This is a genomic window from Nocardia mangyaensis, assembly GCF_001886715.1.
Lineage (GTDB): Bacteria > Actinomycetota > Actinomycetes > Mycobacteriales > Mycobacteriaceae > Nocardia > Nocardia mangyaensis.
On the sequence record NZ_CP018082.1, the window covers coordinates 2703005 to 2721652 of the forward strand.

Sequence of the window (18648 nt, forward strand, 5' to 3'; positions counted from 1 at the left end):
GGCTGGCATGCTCGATGCATGACCGATGCCGAAGGCACGCGACTGTTCCACACCACCATGCCGTTCACCGCGAAGCTCGGCGTCGAAGTACTCCAGCAAGGGCCTGAACTGGTGCGCAGCAGGCTGGCGTGGGACGAGAGTCTGTGCACGCTGGGCGGGGCGATGCACGGCGGTGTCCTGATGTCGCTGGCCGATGCGACCGGCGCGATGTGCGCGTTCCTGAACCTGCCCGAGGGCAAGCAGGGCACCACCACGGTCGAGTCGAAGACGAACTTCCTGCGGGCCGTGCGGTCGGGCCACGCGGTGGCGACTGCTCGGCCTCTGCACGCGGGCCGCAGCTTCATCGTGGTGGAGACCGAGATCCGTGACGACGCGGACAAGCTCGTCGCGAAGGTCACCCAGACGCAGGCGGTGCTCTAGGACCGCTTCGACGTGCCGGGATCGTCGTGCCAGGCCGCTCACCGGGGCGGCCGTGCCCATCGAGGTGGCCGCTGACCACGGCATCGGCGATCCGCCGTCGACGCGGTGGGTGAACCCGCGCCGAGAAGGGCGGCGCTCATCTCGGCTGGTTCACCGTGGTGCGGTGACAGCCTCGGATCGCGATGTCGCGTCGGGGGTTTCGATCGGCGCGGGACTCACTCGTACCCACGTGTTGTTCACCGCGGACGCGCCGGAGAGCGGGTCGGTGAGGGCGGGGTCGTGGAGCAGGTTCACGTTGACGCCCGGCTGTGCGGCCGCCACGGTCCAGCCGACGCCGGGTTCGGCGTGTCCCCATCCGTGTGGGATCGCGACCACGCCGGGGCGGATGTCGTCGCTGATCTCCACGGGCACCACGATCGACCCGGTCACGGACCCGACTGCTGCCCGGTCGCCGTCGATGAGGCCGCGGGTGGCGGCGTCGTCGGGGTGCATGAGGACGGTGCAGCGGTCGCGGCCCTTCACCATCGACGGGATGTTGTGCAGCCAGGAGTTGTTGCTGCGCAGGTGGCGTCGGCCGATGAGCTGGAGGTCGTAGCCGGGAGTGGGCGCGGCGGTGGGCTCGTCGATGACGGCGCGGATCGCGTCGAGGAAGTCGGTGGGTACCAGGTGCACCTTGTGATCGGGAGTGCCGATCAGCTCGGGGAGACGGGGCTGCAGCGGGCCGAGGTCGATACCACCCGCGGCCTCGCGAATCTTGCCCAGTGTCAACCCCTTCCGGCCTCGGCGCAGCACGCCGTAGGGCCCGGCGGCCACCGCGGCCGCGGTCAACCGCAGCGGACTGAACTGTTCGAACACGCCGGTGAGCGCGCGTCCGGTGAACCGGCGGGCGGGCAACGGCACCAGTTCGGTGATCAGGCGGGCCAGGATCTGCCAGTCCTCGAGCCCATCGGCGGGCGGTTCGAAGACCCGGGCGTCGTAGCGGGCGTTGTTGCGGACACTGAAGATCGGGAAGAGCAGATTCAGTTCTTCGCGTTCGAGCGAGGAGATGGGCGGCAGGATGATGTCGGCGTGGCGGGTGGTCTCGGTGACGTACATGTCCACGGCCACATAGAAATCCAGCGAGGCCAGGGCGTCGTCGAGCCGCCCGGCCTGCGGCGTGGACAGCACCGGGTTGCCCGCATAGGTGATCATCGCCCTGATCTGGCCCGGTCCCGGGGTGAGGATGTCCTCGGCCAGCACCGCGACCGGCAGTTCGGTGCGGAACGACTTGTGCTCCCCGGATCGATCGGTCCACGCCCCGTGCCCCATCGGCAGGTACTTCGCGTACCGGGCGGCGTCGACGACCGGGCTGGCGAACATCTGCCCGCCCGCGCGATCGAGATTGCCGGTCACCGCGTTGATCGTGTTCACCAGCCAGTGCGTGAGCGTGCCGGTCACCTGCTGGCACACACCGATTCGGGCGTACAGCACCGCCGACGGCGCGGCCGCGTGGTCACGGGCCAGGCGTGCGATGGTCTCGGCGTCGACCCCGGCCAGCGGCGCCATGCGTTGCGGTGTCGTGGTGATGACGAGGGCGCGTAGCTCGTCGAGGCCGCTGCATTGCGCGCGCACCCCCCGCTCGTCGCACAGTCCCTCGGTGAGCAGCACGTGCAGCATCCCGAGCAGCAGATACACATCTCCGCCGGGCCGCACCGCGACGTGTTCGTCGGCCAGCCGGGCGGTTTCGGTGCGCCGCGGATCGATCACCACGACCGCGCCACCTCGCTTGCGCACCTCCCGGATGCGCTGCTTCGCACCGGGCATCGTGGTGATCGAGCCGTTGGACACCGCGGGATTGGCGCCGAGCACCACGAGTCGATCGGTGCGGTCGATATCGGTCACCGGCATGAGGACGTTGGATCCGAACATCCGCCAGGCGACGAACTCCTGCGGGAACTGGTCGATCGAAGACGCGGTGAAGAAATTGCGGGTCAGCAGCGCCGCGCGCAGCAGCGCCCCGTACATCACCGAGGAGCTGTGCGCGGCCGGGTTGCCCATGTACATCCCGATCGCGCTGGGGCCGTGTGCGGCCCGCACCGCGCGCAACCGCTGTCCGATCTCGCGGAACGCCTCGTCCCAGCCGATGGGTTCGAAGGTGTCACCGACACGTCGAACCGGCGTCCGCAGCCGGTCCGGGTCGTGGTGCAGGCCACCCATCGCGGTCGCCTTCGGGCAGATGTAGCCCTTCGACAGCACATCGTCGGGGTTGCCCTCGATGCGAGTGACTCGCGAGTCCTCGACTGTCACCAGAATTCCGCAATGCGCTTCGCACAGCGAGCACTGCCGCGCGATCGTCGTACCGTCCACCGTCTTCTCCCCGCCTCGGGCAACGCTGCCGTTCTCACGCTAACCCGCCGAGACCACCCGGCAGATCCGCCTACGGTCGGATCTTTTCGCGCAGGACCGGTGATCCGGGCGGTCAGCGGGTGAAGTGGGCGGCGCGTTCGGCCAGATCGAGCACCGGCTGCGGGAACAGCCCGAGCAGCAGCGTGGCGCCCGCGGTGAACGTGACCACCAGCGTGGTGGCGAACGGCGCGGTGACGATGGGGGCATCGGCCGGGGGATCGGTGAAGAACATCAGCACGATCACCCGGACGTAGAAGAACGCGGCGATCGCGCTGCAGATCACGCCGACGATCACCAGCGAGGTGTAGCCGGCCCCCGATGCCGCCGCGAAGACCGCGAACTTGCTGACGAAACCACTGGTCAGCGGCAGGCCGGCGAAGGAGAGCAGCAGCAGCGCGAACACCGAGGCCAGCCACGGCGAGGTGCGGCCCAGACCCGCCCATTGCGACAGGGCGGTCGCCTCGTCGCCGGAGGCGTCGCGTACCAGACTGACCACCGCGAAGGCGCCGACCGTGCCGAGCCCGTAGGCCAGCAGATAGAACAGCACTGCCGCCACCCCGGCGCCGTCGGCGGCGACCACACCGACGAGCAGGAAGCCCGCGTGCGCGATCGAGGAGTACGCGAGCATGCGTTTGACATCGGTTTGGGTGATCGCCAGGACCGCGCCGACCACCATCGTCGCGACGGCGACCGCGGCCAGAACCGGACGCCAATCATCCCGCAGCGCATCGACACCCACCATCAACACGCGCATGGTGGCGCCGACCGCCGCGATCTTGGTGGCGGCCGCCATGAAGGCGGTGATCGGAGTCGGCGCACCCTGGTACACATCGGGAACCCACGCCTGGAACGGCACCGCGCCGATCTTGAACAGCAGGCCGACGGCCAGCATGCCGATGCCGAGCAGAGCCAGCGTCGCGTTCTCGGACTGTCCGGCGAGCGCCGCGCCGATGCCGGGCAGCGAGACGGTGCCGGTCTGTCCGTAGAGCAGAGCGACGCCGTAGAGGAAGAACGCCGAGGAGAACGCGCCGAGCAGGAAATACTTGAGCGCCGCCTCCTGGGAGAGCAACCGCCTGCGCCGGGCCAGCCCGCACAGCAGATACAGCGGCAGCGAGAGCACCTCGAGCGCGACGAACATCGTCAGCAGATCGTTCGACGCGGGGAACAGCAGCAGACCGCCCACCGCGATCATGGTCAGCGGGAACACCTCGGTGGTCGACCCACCCGCTCGCACCGCGGCGAGTTCGTGCGCGCTGCCCGGCACGGCGGATGCCTGCGGGGTGAACGCGTCGACCCCGCGGTCCAGAACGGCCGCGGCCCGGCTCCACGTCCCGGGACCGCTGCGCGCCTTGGGCACCGCGCCACGCTCGGCGATCAGCAGCAGTCCGAGCAGCGCGACCACCAGGATCGTGCCCTGCAGGAACAGCGTGACCCCGTCGACGGCGACCGCTCCGGCCACCGCGGTCCCGGAGGACCCGGCGAGCAGGATGACGGACACGAGCGCGCCGAGGACGCCGCCCACCCCGAGCACCAGGTGCGTCGGATACCGGTACACCCGGGGCACGAAGGCCTCGACCAGCACCCCGACCACGCCGACCGCGAACACGATCAACATTGGTGCGAGCAGGTGATATTCGATGCTCGGCGCGGGCAGGGTGGCCGCGAGCTGGGTGATGGTCACGGAGTCCGTCCTCATTTGTGGCCGCCTGCGGGTGTGGTGGCCGCACCGGCTTCGGGCGCGGGGACGGTCGGGGCGGGGTCCTGCTTACCGATCGTCGAAAGGGTCTGCCCCACTGCTGGATTCACCAGGTCGAGCACTGGTTTCGGATACAGTCCGAGCACCAGCAGCGCGACCAGCAGCGGCACCACCACGGCGAGTTCGCGGGGGACCAGATCACGCAGGTGCTCGTTGCCCTTCTTCAGCGGACCGGTCATCAACCGCTGGTACAGCCACAGGATGTAGATCGCGGCCAGCACCAGTGCGCCGGTGGCGAATACCGCCGCCACCTTGTACTTGCTGAATGTGCCGACCAGGACCAGGAATTCGCTGACGAACGGCGCGAGCCCCGGTAGCGACAAGGTGGCAAGGCCCGCGATGAAGAACGTGCCGGCCAGCACCGGCGCGACCTTCTGTACCCCGCCGAAGTCGGCGATGAGCCTGGTCCCGCGCCGCGAGACCAGGAAACCGGCGATGAGGAACAGCGCGGCCGTGGACAATCCGTGGTTCACCATGTACAGCGCCGCACCGGACTGGGACTGACTGGTCATGGCGAAGATGCCGAGGATGATGAATCCGAAGTGCGAGATCGAGGTGTAGGCGATCAGGCGCATCACATCGGTCTGCCCGATGGCCAGCAGCGCGCCGTAGAGCACGCCGATCACCGCGAGCGTGATCACCAACGGCGCGAAGGTGTCCGAGGCCAGAGGGAACAGCAGCAGACAGTAGCGCAGCATGCCGAAGGTGCCGACCTTGTCGACCACCGCCATCATCAGCACCGCGCTCGACGGGGTCGCCGAGACCGCCGCGTCGGGCAGCCAGGTGTGCAGCGGCCACAGCGGCGCCTTCACCGCGAAAGCGAACATGAACCCGAGGAACAGCGCGTTGAGCACCGCGGTGCTGCCGCCGAGCTCGCCGTTGTTGGCCGCCGCGACCACGATCCGCAGATCGAAGGTGCCCGCCGAGCCTTCGCCCAGCCCCGCCTGCGCGGTCAGCACATACAGCCCGATCACCGCGGCGAGCATGATCAGGCCGCCGAACAGGTTGTACAGCAGGAACTTCACCGCGGCCCGCGAGCGCTGGGCGCGCACCGCGAGATCGGCCGTGCGGGAACCGAAGCCGCCGATGAGGAAGTACATCGGGATGAGCATGGCTTCGAAGAAGATGTAGAACAGCAGGATGTCTAGGGACAGGAACGAGATCAGCACCATCGACTCGACCAGCAGCATCAACGCCATGTAGATCTGCGTGGTCTTGCGGCCCTCACCGGTCGCGGTGTCGTCGTTCCAGCCCGCCAGGATCAGCAGTGGCATCAGTACGGCGGTGAGCAGCACGAGCGCGGTGGCGATACCGTCCAGGCCGAGGGTGTAACCCACGCCGAACGCCGGAATCCATTCGTGCGCTTCGACGAACTGATACTGCTCGCCGCCGGGCTGGAACCGGATGGTGAGCGTGACCGCCAGTGTGAGCACGCCGATCGAGACCGCGAAAGCCAAGCTCCGGGCCAGGTTTCGACGACCAGCGGGAACGGCGAGCACCAGGCCCGCGCCGATCGCGGGGGCCAGCCACAGTGTCGTCAGCCAGGGAAACGAGTTCACCAGAACCTCACCGCCAGCAGGGCAGCGGCCACCAGGACCGCGCCGGTGAACATGGACAGGGCATAGGAGCGCACGAAACCGGTCTGTACTCGCCGGATCCGGGCCGAGAGCCCGCCGATCCCGGCGGCCGTTCCGTTGACGACGCCGTCGACACCGCGCGCGTCGAGGAACACCAGCGCGCGGGTGAGATGACGACCGGGACGTTCGAACACGCCCTCGTTGACCGCGTCACCGTAGAGGTCCTTGCGCGCCGCGGTGGTGAGCACGCCGACCTTCTCCGGCGCCACGTCGGGAACGGGGGTCTCGGCGTACTTGCGGTAGGCCACGGCGACACCGATCGCGACCGCGGTCAGCGCCATCCCGGTGACCACCGCGGGGGGAATCACGGGTTCGCCGTGATGGGAGCCGACGACGGGGGCGAGCCAGTTCTGCAGCGAGGAACCCCAGACGAAGATGCCGCCCGCGAACACCGAACCGAACGCCAGCAGGATCATCGGTCCCGTCATCACCGCCGGTGCCTCGTGCGGATGGGTGTCGGGTTTCCAGCGGCGCTCGCCGAAGAAGGTCATCAGCATGACGCGGGTCATGTAGAAGGCGGTCAGCCCCGCGCCGAGGAGGGTGACTCCGCCGAGCAGGATTCCGGTGGCGCCGCCGTAGTCGAAGGCCGCCTCGATGATCTTGTCCTTGGAGAAGAAGCCCGACAGCGGCGGCACCCCGATGATGGCCAGATAGCCGAGGCCGAAGGTGATGAAGGTGATCGGCATGAGCGTGCGCAGACCACCGTAGCGGCGCATGTCGGTCTCGTCGTTCATCGCGTGCATCACCGAGCCCGCGCCGAGGAACAGGCCCGCCTTGAAGAAGCCGTGGGTGAGCAGATGCATGATCGCCACCACGTAGCCGGCCGGGCCGAGGCCGACGGCCAGGATCATGTAGCCGATCTGGCTCATGGTCGAGGCCGCCAGCGCCTTCTTGATGTCGTCCTTGGCGCAGCCGATGATCGCGCCGAACAGCAGCGTCACCGCGCCGACGGCCAGGACCGCGCCCCTGGCGTTGGGGGCGAGGTCGTAGATCGGGTTCGCGCGGGCGATCAGGTACACACCCGCGGTGACCATGGTGGCGGCGTGGATGAGCGCCGAGACCGGGGTCGGGCCCTCCATCGCGTCACCGAGCCAGGACTGCAGCGGCACCTGCGCGGACTTGCCACAGGCGGCCAGCAACAGCAGCAGCCCGATCGCGGTGAGGGTGCCGTTGTCGGCGCCGGGCGCCGCGGCGAACACGGTGCGGAAGTCGAAGGAGCCGAAGGCCGCGAACATCGTCATCATGGCGATGGCCAGGCCCATGTCACCGACCCGGTTGACGATGAACGCCTTCTTGGCCGCCGTCGCCGCCGAGGGCTTGGTGTACCAGAATCCGATCAGCAGGTAGGACGCCAGACCCACGCCTTCCCAGCCCAGGTAGAGCACCAGGAAGTTGTCGGCGAGGACCAGCACGAGCATGGCGGCCAGGAACAGGTTGAGGTAGCCGAAGAATCGGCGCCGGTCCGGGTCGTCACGCATGTAGCCGAGCGAGTAGACGTGGATCAGCGAGCCGACACCGGTGATGAGCAGGGCGAAGCAGATCGAGAGCTGATCGAGCTGCAGGCCGAACCCGACAGCCATGCCGTCGACCGGGACCCACTGGAACAGTTCCCCGTGCACGGCGCGCTCGGCGTCGGGACGACCGAGCATCTCGACGAACGCGACCACGGCGACGGCGAAGGCCCCCACCGCGGCCGCGGTGCCCAGATACGGACCCCAGCGCTCGGCGAGGCGCCCCAACAGCAGCACAACGATCGCGCCGACGAGCGGGAAGGCGGGCAGCAGCCACAACGTCGCGCTACCCATGTCAGAACCTCAGCAGACTGGCGGCGTCGACCGAGGTCGACCGGCGGGCACGGAAGATCGTCATGATGATGGCGAGGCCGACGACGACCTCGGCCGCGGCGACCACCATGGTGAAGAACGCGATGACCTGACCGTCGAGATTGCTGTGCAGCCGGGCGAAGGTGACGAAGGCCAGATTCACCGCGTTGAGCATCAACTCGATGCACATGAACATCACGATGGCGTTGCGCCGCAGCAGGACTCCCGCGGCGCCGATGGTGAACAGCAGCGCGGACAGGAACAGGTAGTTCTCGGGATTCACCGGTTGCCTTCCTCGTCGTCGTGCCGGACGTCTGGAGAATCGAGGCCTCCAGGCCGAGAACCCGTGGTGTCGGCCGCCAAGAACAGCGCTTCGGTGTGGGCTCGATTGCGGCGGTGACGCAGGATCGTGCTCACCGACTGTTCGGCGAAGGAGCCGTCGGGGAGCTGCGCGGGGCTGTCAACGGCGTTGTGGCGGGCGTAGACGCCGGGTGTCGGTAGCGGGGTGGCGCGTTCGCCCGCGGTGCGGAAGCGGTCGCGCGACATCTCCCGCTGCCCGCGCTTGGGCGTGAACTGGTCGCGGTGGGCCAGCACCATGGCACCGATGGTGGCGGTGATCAGCAGGGCGCCGGTGAGTTCGAAGGCCCACACGTACCGCAGGAAGATCAGTTCGGCGAGTTCGCCGATCACGTCGCGGCCACCGAAACCGGTTCCGGGGAAGCTGATTCCGCTGTCGCGCAGGGCCGCGCCGATGCCGCCGATGAACAGCAGCCCGAAGCCGAGCCCGACGATCGCGGCGGCGATCCGTTGCCCGCGCAACGTCTCGCGCAGTGACTCCGGCGAGTCCACGCCGACGAGCATCAGCACGAACAGGAACAGCATCATCACCGCGCCGGTGTAGACCACGATCTGCACGACGCCGAGGAACAGCGCGCCCTGGGCGATGTAGAACACCGCGAGCGCGATCATGGTGGCGGCCAGGCACAGTGCCGAGTGCACGGCCTTGGCCGCCGTCACCATGCCCAGTGCGCCGAGGACGGCGATCGGGGCGAGCACCCAGAACAGCACCGCCTCGCCGGTGGCGGTGTTGGCGATCTCGGCGGCCAGCAGGGCGGTCATCGCAGCACCTCTTCCGACGGGGCGGCCCCGACGCGGCCCAGGTAGTAGTCGGCATCGTCGGTGCCGGGCGCCATGGCGTGCGGTGGGGCGGCCATACCTGGCTGCAGCGGGGCCAGCAGCTGGTCCTTCTCGTAGATGAGATCGGCGCGGTTGTCGTCGGTCATCTCGTACTCGTTGGTCATCGTCAGCGCACGGGTGGGGCAGGCCTCGATGCACAGGCCGCAGCCGATGCAGCGCAGGTAGTTGATCTGATACACCCGGCCGTACCGCTCACCGGGGGAGAAGCGTTCGTCCTCGGTGTTGTCGGCGCCCTCGACGAAGATGGCGTCGGCCGGGCAGGCCCAGGCGCACAGCTCGCACCCGATGCACTTCTCCAGGCCGTCGTCGTAGCGGTTGAGCTGGTGGCGGCCGTGGTAGCGCGGCGCGGTCGGCACCTTCTGTTCGGGATAGGACTCGGTGTTGGGCTTCTTGAACATCGTGGCCGCGGTGACCGCGAAACCGGCCAGCGGTTCGAACAAGCCGATCTCGGCCTGCTCGCCGACGGGCCGAGGTGGCATCGGCGGCACCGGGAACCCGAGGAACACCGGTGAGGTGGCCGGTTCCTCCGGCAGTGGTGGCAGCCCACCGGACCGCCCGGCGCGCAGGAACATACCGATCATCGCCGCGGTGATCACCAGGCCGACGCCGACCAGGATCGGGGTCTGGCCGGGGATGCCCTCGATGTCGAGCACCCGGGCACCGGCCACGATCATCACCCACACCAGCGACGTGGGGATGAGCAGCTTCCAGCCGAGATTCATGAACTGGTCGTAGCGCAGGCGGGGCAGGGTGCCGCGCAGCCAGACGAAGACGAACAGGAACGTCCAGACCTTGAGGGTGAACCACAACAGCGGCCACCAGCCGGAGTTCGCGCCCTCCCACAGGCTGATCGGGAACGGCGCCCGCCACCCGCCGAGGAACAGCGTGGTCGCCAGCGCCGACACCGTCGCCATGTTGACGTACTCGGCCAGCATGAACATCGCGAACTTGAGCGAGGAGTACTCGGTGTGGAAACCACCGACCAGCTCGCCCTCGGCCTCGGGCAGGTCGAACGGGGCGCGGTTGGTTTCGCCGACCATCGCCACGCAGTAGATGAGGAACGAGGGCAGCAGCAGGAAGACGTACCAGGTGCCGTCCTGCGCGGACACGATCTGGGAGGTGGCCATGCTGCCCGAGAGCAGGAACACGGTGGCGAAGGTGAGCGCCATGGCGATCTCGTAGGAGATCACCTGCGCGGTCGAGCGCAGGCCGCCGAGCAGCGGATACGTCGAGCCCGATGACCAGCCGGCCAGCACGATGCCGTACACGCCGATGGAGGTGATCGCGAGGATGTAGAGCACGGCCACGGGCATGTCGGTGAGCTGCAGTGCCGTCTGGTGCCCGAAGATCGACACCTCGGGCCCGAACGGGATCACCGCGAACGCCATGAATGCCGGAATCACCGAGATGATGGGGGCGAGCACGAAGATCGGCTTGTCCACGATCGCCGGGATGATGTCTTCCTTGAGCGCCATCTTCACGCCGTCGGCGATCGACTGGAACATGCCCTTCGGGCCGATCCGGTTGGGGCCGACGCGCATCTGCATCCAGGCGACGACCTTGCGTTCGGCGTACACCGCGATCAACGGCACCAGCATCAGGTAGACGAACACACCCAGTGCCTTGACGACCACCAGCCACATCGGGTCGGTGCCGAAGATCGTTCCGCCCTCGGCCGCGACGTACAGCACACGATCACTCATGACGGTGTTCCTTCATCCTGTCGTCGGCGCGGCGCAGGCGCACCACGGCGCCGGGCGTGACCCCGAGTTCGGCGGCGACCGTCGAACCGGGGGAGTGCAGCGGCAGCCACACCACCCGGTCGGGCAGGTCCGTGATCATCAGCGGCACCGTGATCTCGCCGCGGTCGGTGTAGACGATGATGTGATCGGCCTCGGCCGCCTCGATCTCGGCGGCGGTGGCGGCGGACAGGCGCGCGACCGGCGGGCGGGCGACACCGGCGAGATTCGGTTCGCCGTCCTGCATGCGGCCCGCGTCGAGCAGCATCCGCCAGCCCGCGAGGACGGCGTCGCCCGGGCCCGGGGCCGGTAGGGTCTGGCCGGACAGCTCCGGGGCGTCGACCGGTGCGCCGGACCAGACGCCGAGGGCGTCGAGTTCGGCGCGGGCGGCCGCGGCGTCGGGCAGCTCGATCGGAACGTCCATCTCGGCGGCCAGCGAGTGCAGCACCCGCAGGTCGGGGAGCGGGGCGGCGATACGGCGGGTGGTGTCCAGCGGCGCGCTGGTGAAGGGGCGCGGCCTGCCCTCCCAGGTGCGGAAGGTGCCGGACTTCTCGATCACGGTGGCGACCGGGAACACCACGTCGGCGCGTTCGGTGACCGCGCTGTGGCGCTGTTCGAGGCTGACGACGAACCGGGCGTCGTCGATGGCGGCGAGCGCGGCCGCCGGGTCGGGCAGGTCGGCGGGATCGACGCCGCCGATCACCAGCGCGCCGAGGCCGACGGCGCCCGCCAGGATCGCGGCGGTGTCGCGGCCGAGGCTGACGGGCAGCTCGTCGGACCGCCACACATGCCGAACCTGTTGGCGCGCTGCAGGATCCACCACCGGCCTGCCGCCGGGCAGCAGACCCGGCAGCGCGCCTGCCTCGAGCGCACCGCGTTCACCCGCTCGCCGTGGTACCCAGGCGAGCCGGGCGCCGGTGGCATCGGACAGGCGCAGGGCGGCCGAGAGCGCGCCCACGCTGCCCGCGAGCCGTTCACCGACCATGATCACCGCGTCCGGGGCCCGCAGCAGCGCGCGCAGTTCGACGGCGGCATCCGACGCGTCGGCCCGGATCGCATCGAGCACATCGGCCTCGCCGCCGGGCAGCGTCTGCAACAGCGTGCCCGACATCCGTTCCAGCCCGCGAGAGGCGAACGGCGCCAACGACACGACCCGCAGCCCCTTGGCGCGCGCGGCCTTGCGCAGCCGCAGGTAGACGATCGGCGATTCCTCTTCCGGTTCGAACCCGGCCAGCAGGACGATCGGGGCGCGCTCGAGCCCGGCGAAGTCGACCTCGACGCCGTGCCCGGCGATACGGGCGGCGAGGAACCTGGCCTCTTCGTCGGAGTGGACCCGGCTGCGGAAGTCGATGTCGTTGGTGGCCAGCACCATCCGGGCGAACTTGCTGTAGGCGTAGGCGTCTTCCTCGGTGACCCGGCCGCCGACGAGGACACCGGCATTGCCGATCGCGGCCCGCAGACCGGTGGCCGCGGCGGCGAGCGCCTCGGGCCAGGACGCGGGGGCGAGGACGCCGTCCCAGCCGCGCACCATCGGGGTGGTGAGCCGGTCGCGTTCGGTGGCGTAGGCGAAGGCCCAGCGGCCCTTGTCGCAGTTCCATTCCTCGTTGACCTGTGGATCGTCACCGGCCAAGCGGCGCAGTACTTTTCCGCGCCGATGATCGGTGCGCTGCGCGCAGCCCGAGGCGCAATGCTCGCACACGCTCGGTGTCGACACCAGGTCGAAGGGGCGGGCCCGGAACCGGTAGGAGGTGCCGGTGAGCGCGCCGACGGGGCAGATCTGCACGGTGTTGCCGGAGAAGTAGGAGTCCAGCGGCTCGGCCTGGGCGGTACCGACCTGTTGCAACGCACCGCGATCCATCAGTTCGATGAACGGATCGCCCGCCACCTGCTGGGAGAACCGGGTGCAGCGGGCGCACAGCACGCACCGTTCCCGATCCAGCAGCACCGCCGTGGACAGCGGGATGGGCTTCGGATAGGTGCGCTTCTCGCCGTCGAAGCGGGACTCGGCGCTACCGGTCGACATCGCCTGGTTCTGCAGCGGGCATTCCCCGCCCTTGTCGCAGACCGGACAGTCCAGCGGATGGTTGATCAACAGCAGCTCCATCACGCCGCGCTGGGCCTTCTCGGCCACCGGGGAACTGAGCTGGGTCCGCACGATCATCCCGTCGGTGACCGGAATCGTGCAGGAGGCGACCGGCTTTCGCTGGCCCTCGACCTCGACGAGGCACTGCCTGCACGCGCCGACCGGATCGAGCAGCGGGTGGTCGCAGAAGCGGGGGATCTGCACGCCGATGAGTTCGGCGGCGCGGATGAGCAGGGTGCCGACCGGCACCTGGATCGTGGTGTCGTCGATGGTGACGCTCACCAGGTCGGCGGGTACGGTGTCGCTGCCGTTGCCGGGCGCGATGGCCGGCCCACCCGCCACCCGACCGCCGCCCCTCACGGAATCGCTTGGCGATGCGGGGTTCATTGGATCCCTTCCTCTGCCGAGGCCCACACCGTGGCGCGGGCCGGGTCGAACGGGCAGCCGCCGCGGCGCTGATGCTCGAGGTATTCCTCGCGGAAGTACTTCAGCGAGGAGAAGATCGGGCTGGCCGCGCCGTCGCCGAGCGCGCAGAACGATTTGCCGTTGATGTTGTCGGCGATGTCGGCGAGTTTGTCGAGGTCTGCCTCGGTCCCCTGTCCCGCCTCGAGTCCGCGCAGGAGCTGCACGAGCCAGTAGGTGCCCTCGCGGCACGGCGTGCACTTGCCGCAGGACTCGTGGGCGTAGAACTCCGTCCAGCGCAGGACCGCGCGCACCACACAGGTGGTCTCGTCGAAGATCTGCAATGCCTTGGTGCCCAGCATCGACCCCGCGGCCGCGACACCTTCGTAGTCGAGCGCGACATCGAGATGCTCGGCGGTGAACAGCGGCGTCGACGACCCGCCGGGCGTCCAGAATTTGAGAGTGTGCCCGGCCCGCACGCCCCCGGCGTACCCGAGCAGTTCCCGCAGGGTGATGCCCAGCGGCGCCTCGTACTGACCGGGCCGGGCGACATGCCCCGACAGCGAGTACAGGGTGAATCCCGGCGACTTCTCGCTGCCCATCGACCGGAACCAGTCGGTGCCGTTGCGCAGGATCAGCGGAACGCTGGCAATGGATTCGACATTGTTGACCACCGTCGGGCACGCGTAGAGGCCGGCCACGGCGGGGAACGGCGGCCGCAACCGGGGCTGACCACGCCTGCCCTCGAGCGAATCCAGCAGCGCGGTCTCCTCGCCGCAGATGTAGGCGCCCGCGCCCGCGTGCACGATCAGTTCCAGGTCGAAGCCGGAGCCGAGGATATCGCGGCCCAGGTAGCCCGCCTCGTACGCCTCGGCGACGGCGGCTTGCAGCCTGCGCAGCACCGGCACCACCTCACCGCGGACATAGATGAATGCGGTCGCCGCGCGGATCGCGTAGGCCGCGATCACCACCCCTTCGATCAGGGTGTGCGGGGTGGCCAGCATGAGCGGAATGTCTTTGCAGGTACCGGGTTCGGACTCGTCGGCGTTGACCACGAGATAGTGCGGTTTCGTCGTACCGTCCGGGCCGGGGCCCTGGGGAATGAACGACCACTTCATCCCGGTGGGGAAGCCCGCGCCGCCGCGTCCGCGCAGTCCGGCGTCCTTGACCGTTTGGATCACCTCGTCGGGGGCGAGGCGCAGGGCGGCGCGCAGTCCGTCGTAGCCGCCGTTCGCGCGGTAGCTACCGATGGTCCAGGATCGCGGAGTGTCCCAGTGCTGACTGAGGACGGGGGTCAGGGTCGTCATCATGCCCCCTGTCCGGCGGGATCGCCCTCGGCGGCAATGCCTTCGGCGGTGTGCAGCCCCGCGAGGGTGGCCGCGCCGGGCGCGCCCTCGTTGGCGCCGGGGCGTTCGTCGGGGAAGCCCGCGAGGATGCGCGCGGTCTCCCGGAACGTGCACAGCGGCGCGCCACGGCTCGGGCGCACCTGATGCCCGGCCCGCAGGGCATCGGTGATCGCGCGGGCCGATTCCGGGGTCTGGTTGTCGAAGAACTCCCAGTTCACCATCATCACCGGCGCGTAATCGCAGGCGGCATTGCACTCGACGTGTTCGAGGGTGATCGCGCCGTCGGCGGTGGTCTCGCCGTGCCCGACCCCCAGATGTTGTTGCAGCGCTTCGTAGATCGCGTCGCCGCCGAGCACCGCGCACAAGGTGTTCGTGCAGACTCCGACGTGGTAGTCGCCGGTCGGGGTGCGCCGGTACATCGAGTAGAAGGTGGCGACGGCGGTCACCTCGGCACCGGTGAGGCCGAGATGTTCGGCGCAGAAATCGATTCCGGTGCCGGTGACACAGCCCTCCTCGGCCTGCACCAGGTGCAGCAGCGGCAGCAGGGCCGAGCGGGACTGCGGATAGCGGGCGATGATCTCCTTCGCGTCCAGCTCGAGCCGCTGCCGCACATGCGGCGGATACGGTTCGGGCCGGGTGCTGAGTTGGAGCAGAATGGTTGTGCTGGAGTTCTTGTCGGATGTCATCGGTCCACTCCGCCCATCACGGGGTCGATGCTGGCGACCGAGGCGATGACATCGGCGACCATGCCGCCCTCGCACATCGCGGCCACCGCCTGCAGGTTGGTGAACGAGGGGTCGCGGTAGTGCACCCGGTACGGGCGGGTGCTGCCGTCGCTGACCATGTGCACGCCCAGTTCGCCGCGCGGGGACTCCACCGCCGTGTACACCTGCCCCGCGGGGACCCGGATGCCCTCGGTGACCAGCTTGAAATGGTGGATCAGCGATTCCATGGACGTGCCCATGATCTTGCCGATGTGCTTGGGCGAGTTGCCGAGCCCGTCCGGACCCAGTTCCAGATCGGCGGGCCAGGCGATCTTCTTGTCGTCGATCATCACCGGGCCCGGACGCAACCGGTCGAGGCACTGTTCGACGATCTTGATCGACTCGCCCATCTCGGCGACCCGGATGAAGTAGCGGCCGTAGCAGTCGCAGCCGGTGGTGGTCGGCACGTCGAACTCGTAGTTCTCGTACCCGCAGTAGGGCGCCGCCTTGCGCAGATCGTGCGGCAACCCGGTGGCGCGCAGGACCGGGCCGGTGATGCCGAGCGCCATACAGCCGGTGAGATCGAGGTAGCCGATGTCCTGGGTGCGCTTCTTCCAGATCGGATTGGCGCTGAGCAGGTGCTCCATGTCGCGCAGTCGGCCCGGCAGGATGTCGAGCAACTCCCTGACCTTGGTGACGCCGTCCTCCGGCAGGTCCTGGGCGATGCCGCCGGGACGGATGAACGCGTGGTTCATCCGCAGCCCGGTGATGGCCTCGAACACGTCGAGGATGAGTTCGCGTTCCCGGAAACCGAACAGCATCGGGGTGAGCGCGCCCAGTTCCATGCCCCCGGTGGCCAGCGCCACCAGGTGCGAGGAGATCCGGTTGAGCTCCATCAACAGGACCCGGATCACGGTGGCGCGCTCGGGGATCTGTTCGGTGATGTCGAGCAGCTTCTCCACGCCGAGGCAGTAAGCGGTCTCGTTGAAGAAGGGGGACAGGTAGTCCATCCGGGTCACGAAGGTGACGCCCTGGGTCCAGTTGCGGAATTCCAGGTTCTTCTCGATGCCGGTGTGCAGATAGCCGATGCCGCACCGGGCCTCGGTGACGGTCTCGCCCTCGATCTCGAGGATCAGCCGCAGCACGCCGTGCGTGGACGGATGCTGCGGACCCATGTTGACGACGATGCGTTCCTCACCCGCACCCTCGATCACCTCGCTGACCTGGTCCCAGTCCTGGCCTGCGACAGTGACGACGGGGGGCTCGTCGCGGCGGAAATCGGTGTCGGTCATCAGCTGTAGGTCCTCCGCTCGTCGGGCGGCGGTATCCGCGCGCCCTTGTACTCCACCGGAATCCCGCCGAGCGGGTAGTCCTTGCGTTGCGGGTGCCCGCGCCAGTCGTCGGGCATCGTGATGCGGGTGAGGGAGGGGTGCCCGTCGAAGACGATGCCGAAGAAGTCGTAGGTCTCGCGCTCGTGCCAGTCGGTGGTCGGATACACCGAGAACAGCGATGGAATCCGCGGATCGGCGTCGGGCGCGGACACTTCCACCCGGATCCGGCGGCTGTGCGTGATCGACATCAGGTGATAGACCGCGTGCAGTTCGCGGCCTTCGTCGTCGGGGTAGTGCACGCCGTTCACACCAAGGCACAGTTCGAAACGCAGTGAGCTCTCGTCGCGCAGGGCACTCGCGACGGCCACGAGATGCTCGCGCCGCACGTGCAGGGTGAGTTCGTCGCGGAAGACGACGATCTTCTCGATCACGGTGTCGAAGGCGATGATGCGGTGGATGAGCGCGGCCCGCAGGGCGCCGACGAATCCGTCGAACCAGCTGCCGTAGGGCGGCGGGGTGCCGCCGGGGAGGGTGACCGGCTTGACCAGACCGCCGTAGCCGGAGGTGTCCCCGGTGCCGCTGACGCCGAACATGCCGTGGCGGGTGCCGATCAGCTCGTCCTCGGGCGGTGGTGGCGGCTGCGGCGCGGCCGGAGTCTCCTCCGGAACATCCTGTCCCGCGGTGTCGTCGGGGTTGTCGGGGGAGTCGAAGGTCATCGCAGCAGGCCCTCCATCCGGATGGTCGGCGTGCTGGCGAGCGCGGCCTGCTCGGCGGCGCGGATCGCCTCCTCGCGGTTGACGCCCATCGGCGTCTCGGCGATCTTCGCGTGCAGTGCCAGGATGGCGTTGAGCAGCATCTCCGGTCGCGGCGGGCAGCCGGGCAGGTAGATGTCGACCGGGACCACGTGGTCAACGCCCTGGACGATGGCGTAGTTGTTGAACATTCCGCCCGAGGACGCGCAGACGCCCATGGCCAGTACCCATTTCGGCTCGGTCATCTGGTCGTAGACCTGACGCAGCACCGGGGCCATCTTCTGACTCACCCGGCCCGCCACGATCATCAGATCGGCCTGGCGCGGGGAGGCGCGGAACGCCTCCATGCCGAAGCGGGCGATGTCGAATCGTCCCGCGCCGGTGGCCATCATCTCGATCGCGCAGCAGGCCAACCCGAACGTGGCGGGCCACAGTGAGCCCTTCCGCAGGTAACCGGCGAAATCCTCGACCGTGCTCAGCAGGAACCCGCTGGGCAGTTTCTCTTCGAGACCCATAATTTCCCACTCATTCCCAGCTGAGGCCGCCGCGGCGCCATTCATAGGCGTAGGCGACCGACACATTGACGATGAACAGCGCCATCGCGGCGAGACCGAAGAGACCGAGCGCGTCGAAATGCACTGCCCAGGGGTAGAGGAACACGATCTCGATGTCGAAGATGATGAACAGCATCGCCGTCAGGTAGTACTTGACCGGAAAGCGTTGCCCCCCTGCGTTTCCCGGACCCCCAGCGATGGCGTGCGGGGTCGGTTCGATACCGCATTCGTAGGGTTCGAGTTTGGCCCGGTTGTAACGCTTCGGGCCGACCAGCGCCGCCATGGCGACGGAGAACACCGCGAACGCCGCGGCGATGGCGCCGAGTACGAGTGCGGGCACCTCGGTATTCACGACTGCACTTCCCCTCCTCGCTGGAGCAGGCCGGGCCGTGTGGCCTGGCCGCGGACGGCAGCTTGGCGAGACGGGGCCGACAACGTTGTCCGCCGAACCGGGGCTCGCGCAGGGCTGGTGCAGCGATGGCGGAGCGTTATGCGAATTCCCGTGCTCGTGTGAGCTAG

At 68.7% G+C, this 18648-nt stretch carries 15 protein-coding genes; 1 reads left to right on the forward strand and 14 read right to left on the reverse strand.

All coding sequences use genetic code 11. From position 1 onward, the window contains the following. Positions 1 to 18: 18 nt before the first annotated feature. Positions 19 to 420, forward strand: a complete 402-nt coding sequence (locus tag BOX37_RS12235) for a PaaI family thioesterase (protein WP_071927757.1) — start codon at positions 19 to 21, stop codon at positions 418 to 420. A 150-nt stretch (positions 421 to 570) separates the two neighbouring features. On the opposite strand, the gene BOX37_RS12240 is transcribed toward BOX37_RS12235, so the two are convergent. From BOX37_RS12240 to BOX37_RS12305, 14 genes are all read right to left on the reverse strand, one after another. Then, positions 571 to 2766, reverse strand: coding sequence for a molybdopterin oxidoreductase family protein (locus BOX37_RS12240; protein ID WP_071927758.1), 2196 nt, complete (start codon positions 2764 to 2766; stop codon positions 571 to 573). A 112-nt stretch (positions 2767 to 2878) separates the two neighbouring features. After that, positions 2879 to 4501: an NADH-quinone oxidoreductase subunit NuoN gene (nuoN, locus tag BOX37_RS12245; protein ID WP_071927759.1), complete on the reverse strand. Its 1623-nt coding sequence runs from the start codon at positions 4499 to 4501 to the stop codon at positions 2879 to 2881. Beyond that, complete coding sequence (locus BOX37_RS12250; protein ID WP_071927760.1) at positions 4498 to 6120, reverse strand: NADH-quinone oxidoreductase subunit M; 1623 nt, start codon at positions 6118 to 6120, stop codon at positions 4498 to 4500. The genes nuoN and BOX37_RS12250 overlap by 4 nt, the downstream gene beginning before the upstream one ends. Continuing rightward, entirely contained in the window at positions 6117 to 8003 is a 1887-nt protein-coding gene (nuoL, locus tag BOX37_RS12255) for an NADH-quinone oxidoreductase subunit L (RefSeq protein ID WP_071927761.1), read from the reverse strand. The genes BOX37_RS12250 and nuoL overlap by 4 nt, the downstream gene beginning before the upstream one ends. Before the next feature lies 1 nt (position 8004). Further along, positions 8005 to 8304, reverse strand: a complete 300-nt coding sequence (gene nuoK / locus BOX37_RS12260) for an NADH-quinone oxidoreductase subunit NuoK (protein WP_071927762.1) — start codon at positions 8302 to 8304, stop codon at positions 8005 to 8007. After that, positions 8301 to 9140: an NADH-quinone oxidoreductase subunit J gene (locus BOX37_RS12265; protein WP_071927763.1), complete on the reverse strand. Its 840-nt coding sequence runs from the start codon at positions 9138 to 9140 to the stop codon at positions 8301 to 8303. The genes nuoK and BOX37_RS12265 overlap by 4 nt, the downstream gene beginning before the upstream one ends. Continuing rightward, the gene (nuoH, locus tag BOX37_RS12270) at positions 9137 to 10921 is read right to left on the reverse strand and encodes an NADH-quinone oxidoreductase subunit NuoH (protein WP_071927764.1); all 1785 of its coding nucleotides are present in this window, start codon (positions 10919 to 10921) and stop codon (positions 9137 to 9139) included. The genes BOX37_RS12265 and nuoH overlap by 4 nt, the downstream gene beginning before the upstream one ends. Then, on the reverse strand, positions 10914 to 13427 hold the full coding sequence (locus BOX37_RS12275) for an NADH-quinone oxidoreductase subunit G (protein WP_084759566.1): 2514 nt from the start codon (positions 13425 to 13427) through the stop codon (positions 10914 to 10916). The genes nuoH and BOX37_RS12275 overlap by 8 nt, the downstream gene beginning before the upstream one ends. After that, positions 13424 to 14749, reverse strand: coding sequence for an NADH-quinone oxidoreductase subunit NuoF (gene nuoF / locus BOX37_RS12280; protein WP_071927765.1), 1326 nt, complete (start codon positions 14747 to 14749; stop codon positions 13424 to 13426). Before nuoF ends, BOX37_RS12275 begins: the two co-directional genes overlap by 4 nt. Next, complete coding sequence (gene nuoE / locus BOX37_RS12285) at positions 14749 to 15474, reverse strand: NADH-quinone oxidoreductase subunit NuoE (protein WP_071927766.1); 726 nt, start codon at positions 15472 to 15474, stop codon at positions 14749 to 14751. The genes nuoF and nuoE overlap by 1 nt, the downstream gene beginning before the upstream one ends. Continuing rightward, positions 15471 to 16784: an NADH dehydrogenase (quinone) subunit D gene (gene nuoD, locus BOX37_RS12290; RefSeq protein WP_071927767.1), complete on the reverse strand. Its 1314-nt coding sequence runs from the start codon at positions 16782 to 16784 to the stop codon at positions 15471 to 15473. Before nuoD ends, nuoE begins: the two co-directional genes overlap by 4 nt. Beyond that, the gene (locus tag BOX37_RS12295; RefSeq protein ID WP_071927768.1) at positions 16784 to 17539 is read right to left on the reverse strand and encodes an NADH-quinone oxidoreductase subunit C; all 756 of its coding nucleotides are present in this window, start codon (positions 17537 to 17539) and stop codon (positions 16784 to 16786) included. Before BOX37_RS12295 ends, nuoD begins: the two co-directional genes overlap by 1 nt. Next, positions 17536 to 18090: a NuoB/complex I 20 kDa subunit family protein gene (locus tag BOX37_RS12300; RefSeq protein WP_084759567.1), complete on the reverse strand. Its 555-nt coding sequence runs from the start codon at positions 18088 to 18090 to the stop codon at positions 17536 to 17538. Before BOX37_RS12300 ends, BOX37_RS12295 begins: the two co-directional genes overlap by 4 nt. A gap of 10 nt (positions 18091 to 18100) precedes the next feature. Next, positions 18101 to 18481, reverse strand: coding sequence for an NADH-quinone oxidoreductase subunit A (locus BOX37_RS12305; protein ID WP_071927770.1), 381 nt, complete (start codon positions 18479 to 18481; stop codon positions 18101 to 18103). Positions 18482 to 18648: the final 167 nt, after the last annotated feature.

What these genes read in the sequence shown, in the direction of transcription:
- BOX37_RS12275 (WP_084759566.1), bottom strand. Translation starts at nt 13,427, where the DNA reads ATGAACCCCGCATCGCCAAGCGATTCCGTGAGGGGCGGCGGTCGGGTG.
- BOX37_RS12265 (WP_071927763.1), bottom strand. Translation starts at nt 9,140, where the DNA reads ATGACCGCCCTGCTGGCCGCCGAGATCGCCAACACCGCCACCGGCGAG.
- BOX37_RS12300 (WP_084759567.1), bottom strand. Translation starts at nt 18,090, where the DNA reads ATGGGTCTCGAAGAGAAACTGCCCAGCGGGTTCCTGCTGAGCACGGTC.
- BOX37_RS12295 (WP_071927768.1), bottom strand. Translation starts at nt 17,539, where the DNA reads ATGACCTTCGACTCCCCCGACAACCCCGACGACACCGCGGGACAGGAT.
- nuoN (WP_071927759.1), bottom strand. Translation starts at nt 4,501, where the DNA reads ATGAGGACGGACTCCGTGACCATCACCCAGCTCGCGGCCACCCTGCCC.
- nuoL (WP_071927761.1), bottom strand. Translation starts at nt 8,003, where the DNA reads ATGGGTAGCGCGACGTTGTGGCTGCTGCCCGCCTTCCCGCTCGTCGGC.
- nuoH (WP_071927764.1), bottom strand. Translation starts at nt 10,921, where the DNA reads ATGAGTGATCGTGTGCTGTACGTCGCGGCCGAGGGCGGAACGATCTTC.
- BOX37_RS12235 (WP_071927757.1), top strand. Translation starts at nt 19, where the DNA reads ATGACCGATGCCGAAGGCACGCGACTGTTCCACACCACCATGCCGTTC.
- nuoF (WP_071927765.1), bottom strand. Translation starts at nt 14,749, where the DNA reads ATGACGACCCTGACCCCCGTCCTCAGTCAGCACTGGGACACTCCGCGA.
- nuoD (WP_071927767.1), bottom strand. Translation starts at nt 16,784, where the DNA reads ATGACCGACACCGATTTCCGCCGCGACGAGCCCCCCGTCGTCACTGTC.
- nuoE (WP_071927766.1), bottom strand. Translation starts at nt 15,474, where the DNA reads ATGACATCCGACAAGAACTCCAGCACAACCATTCTGCTCCAACTCAGC.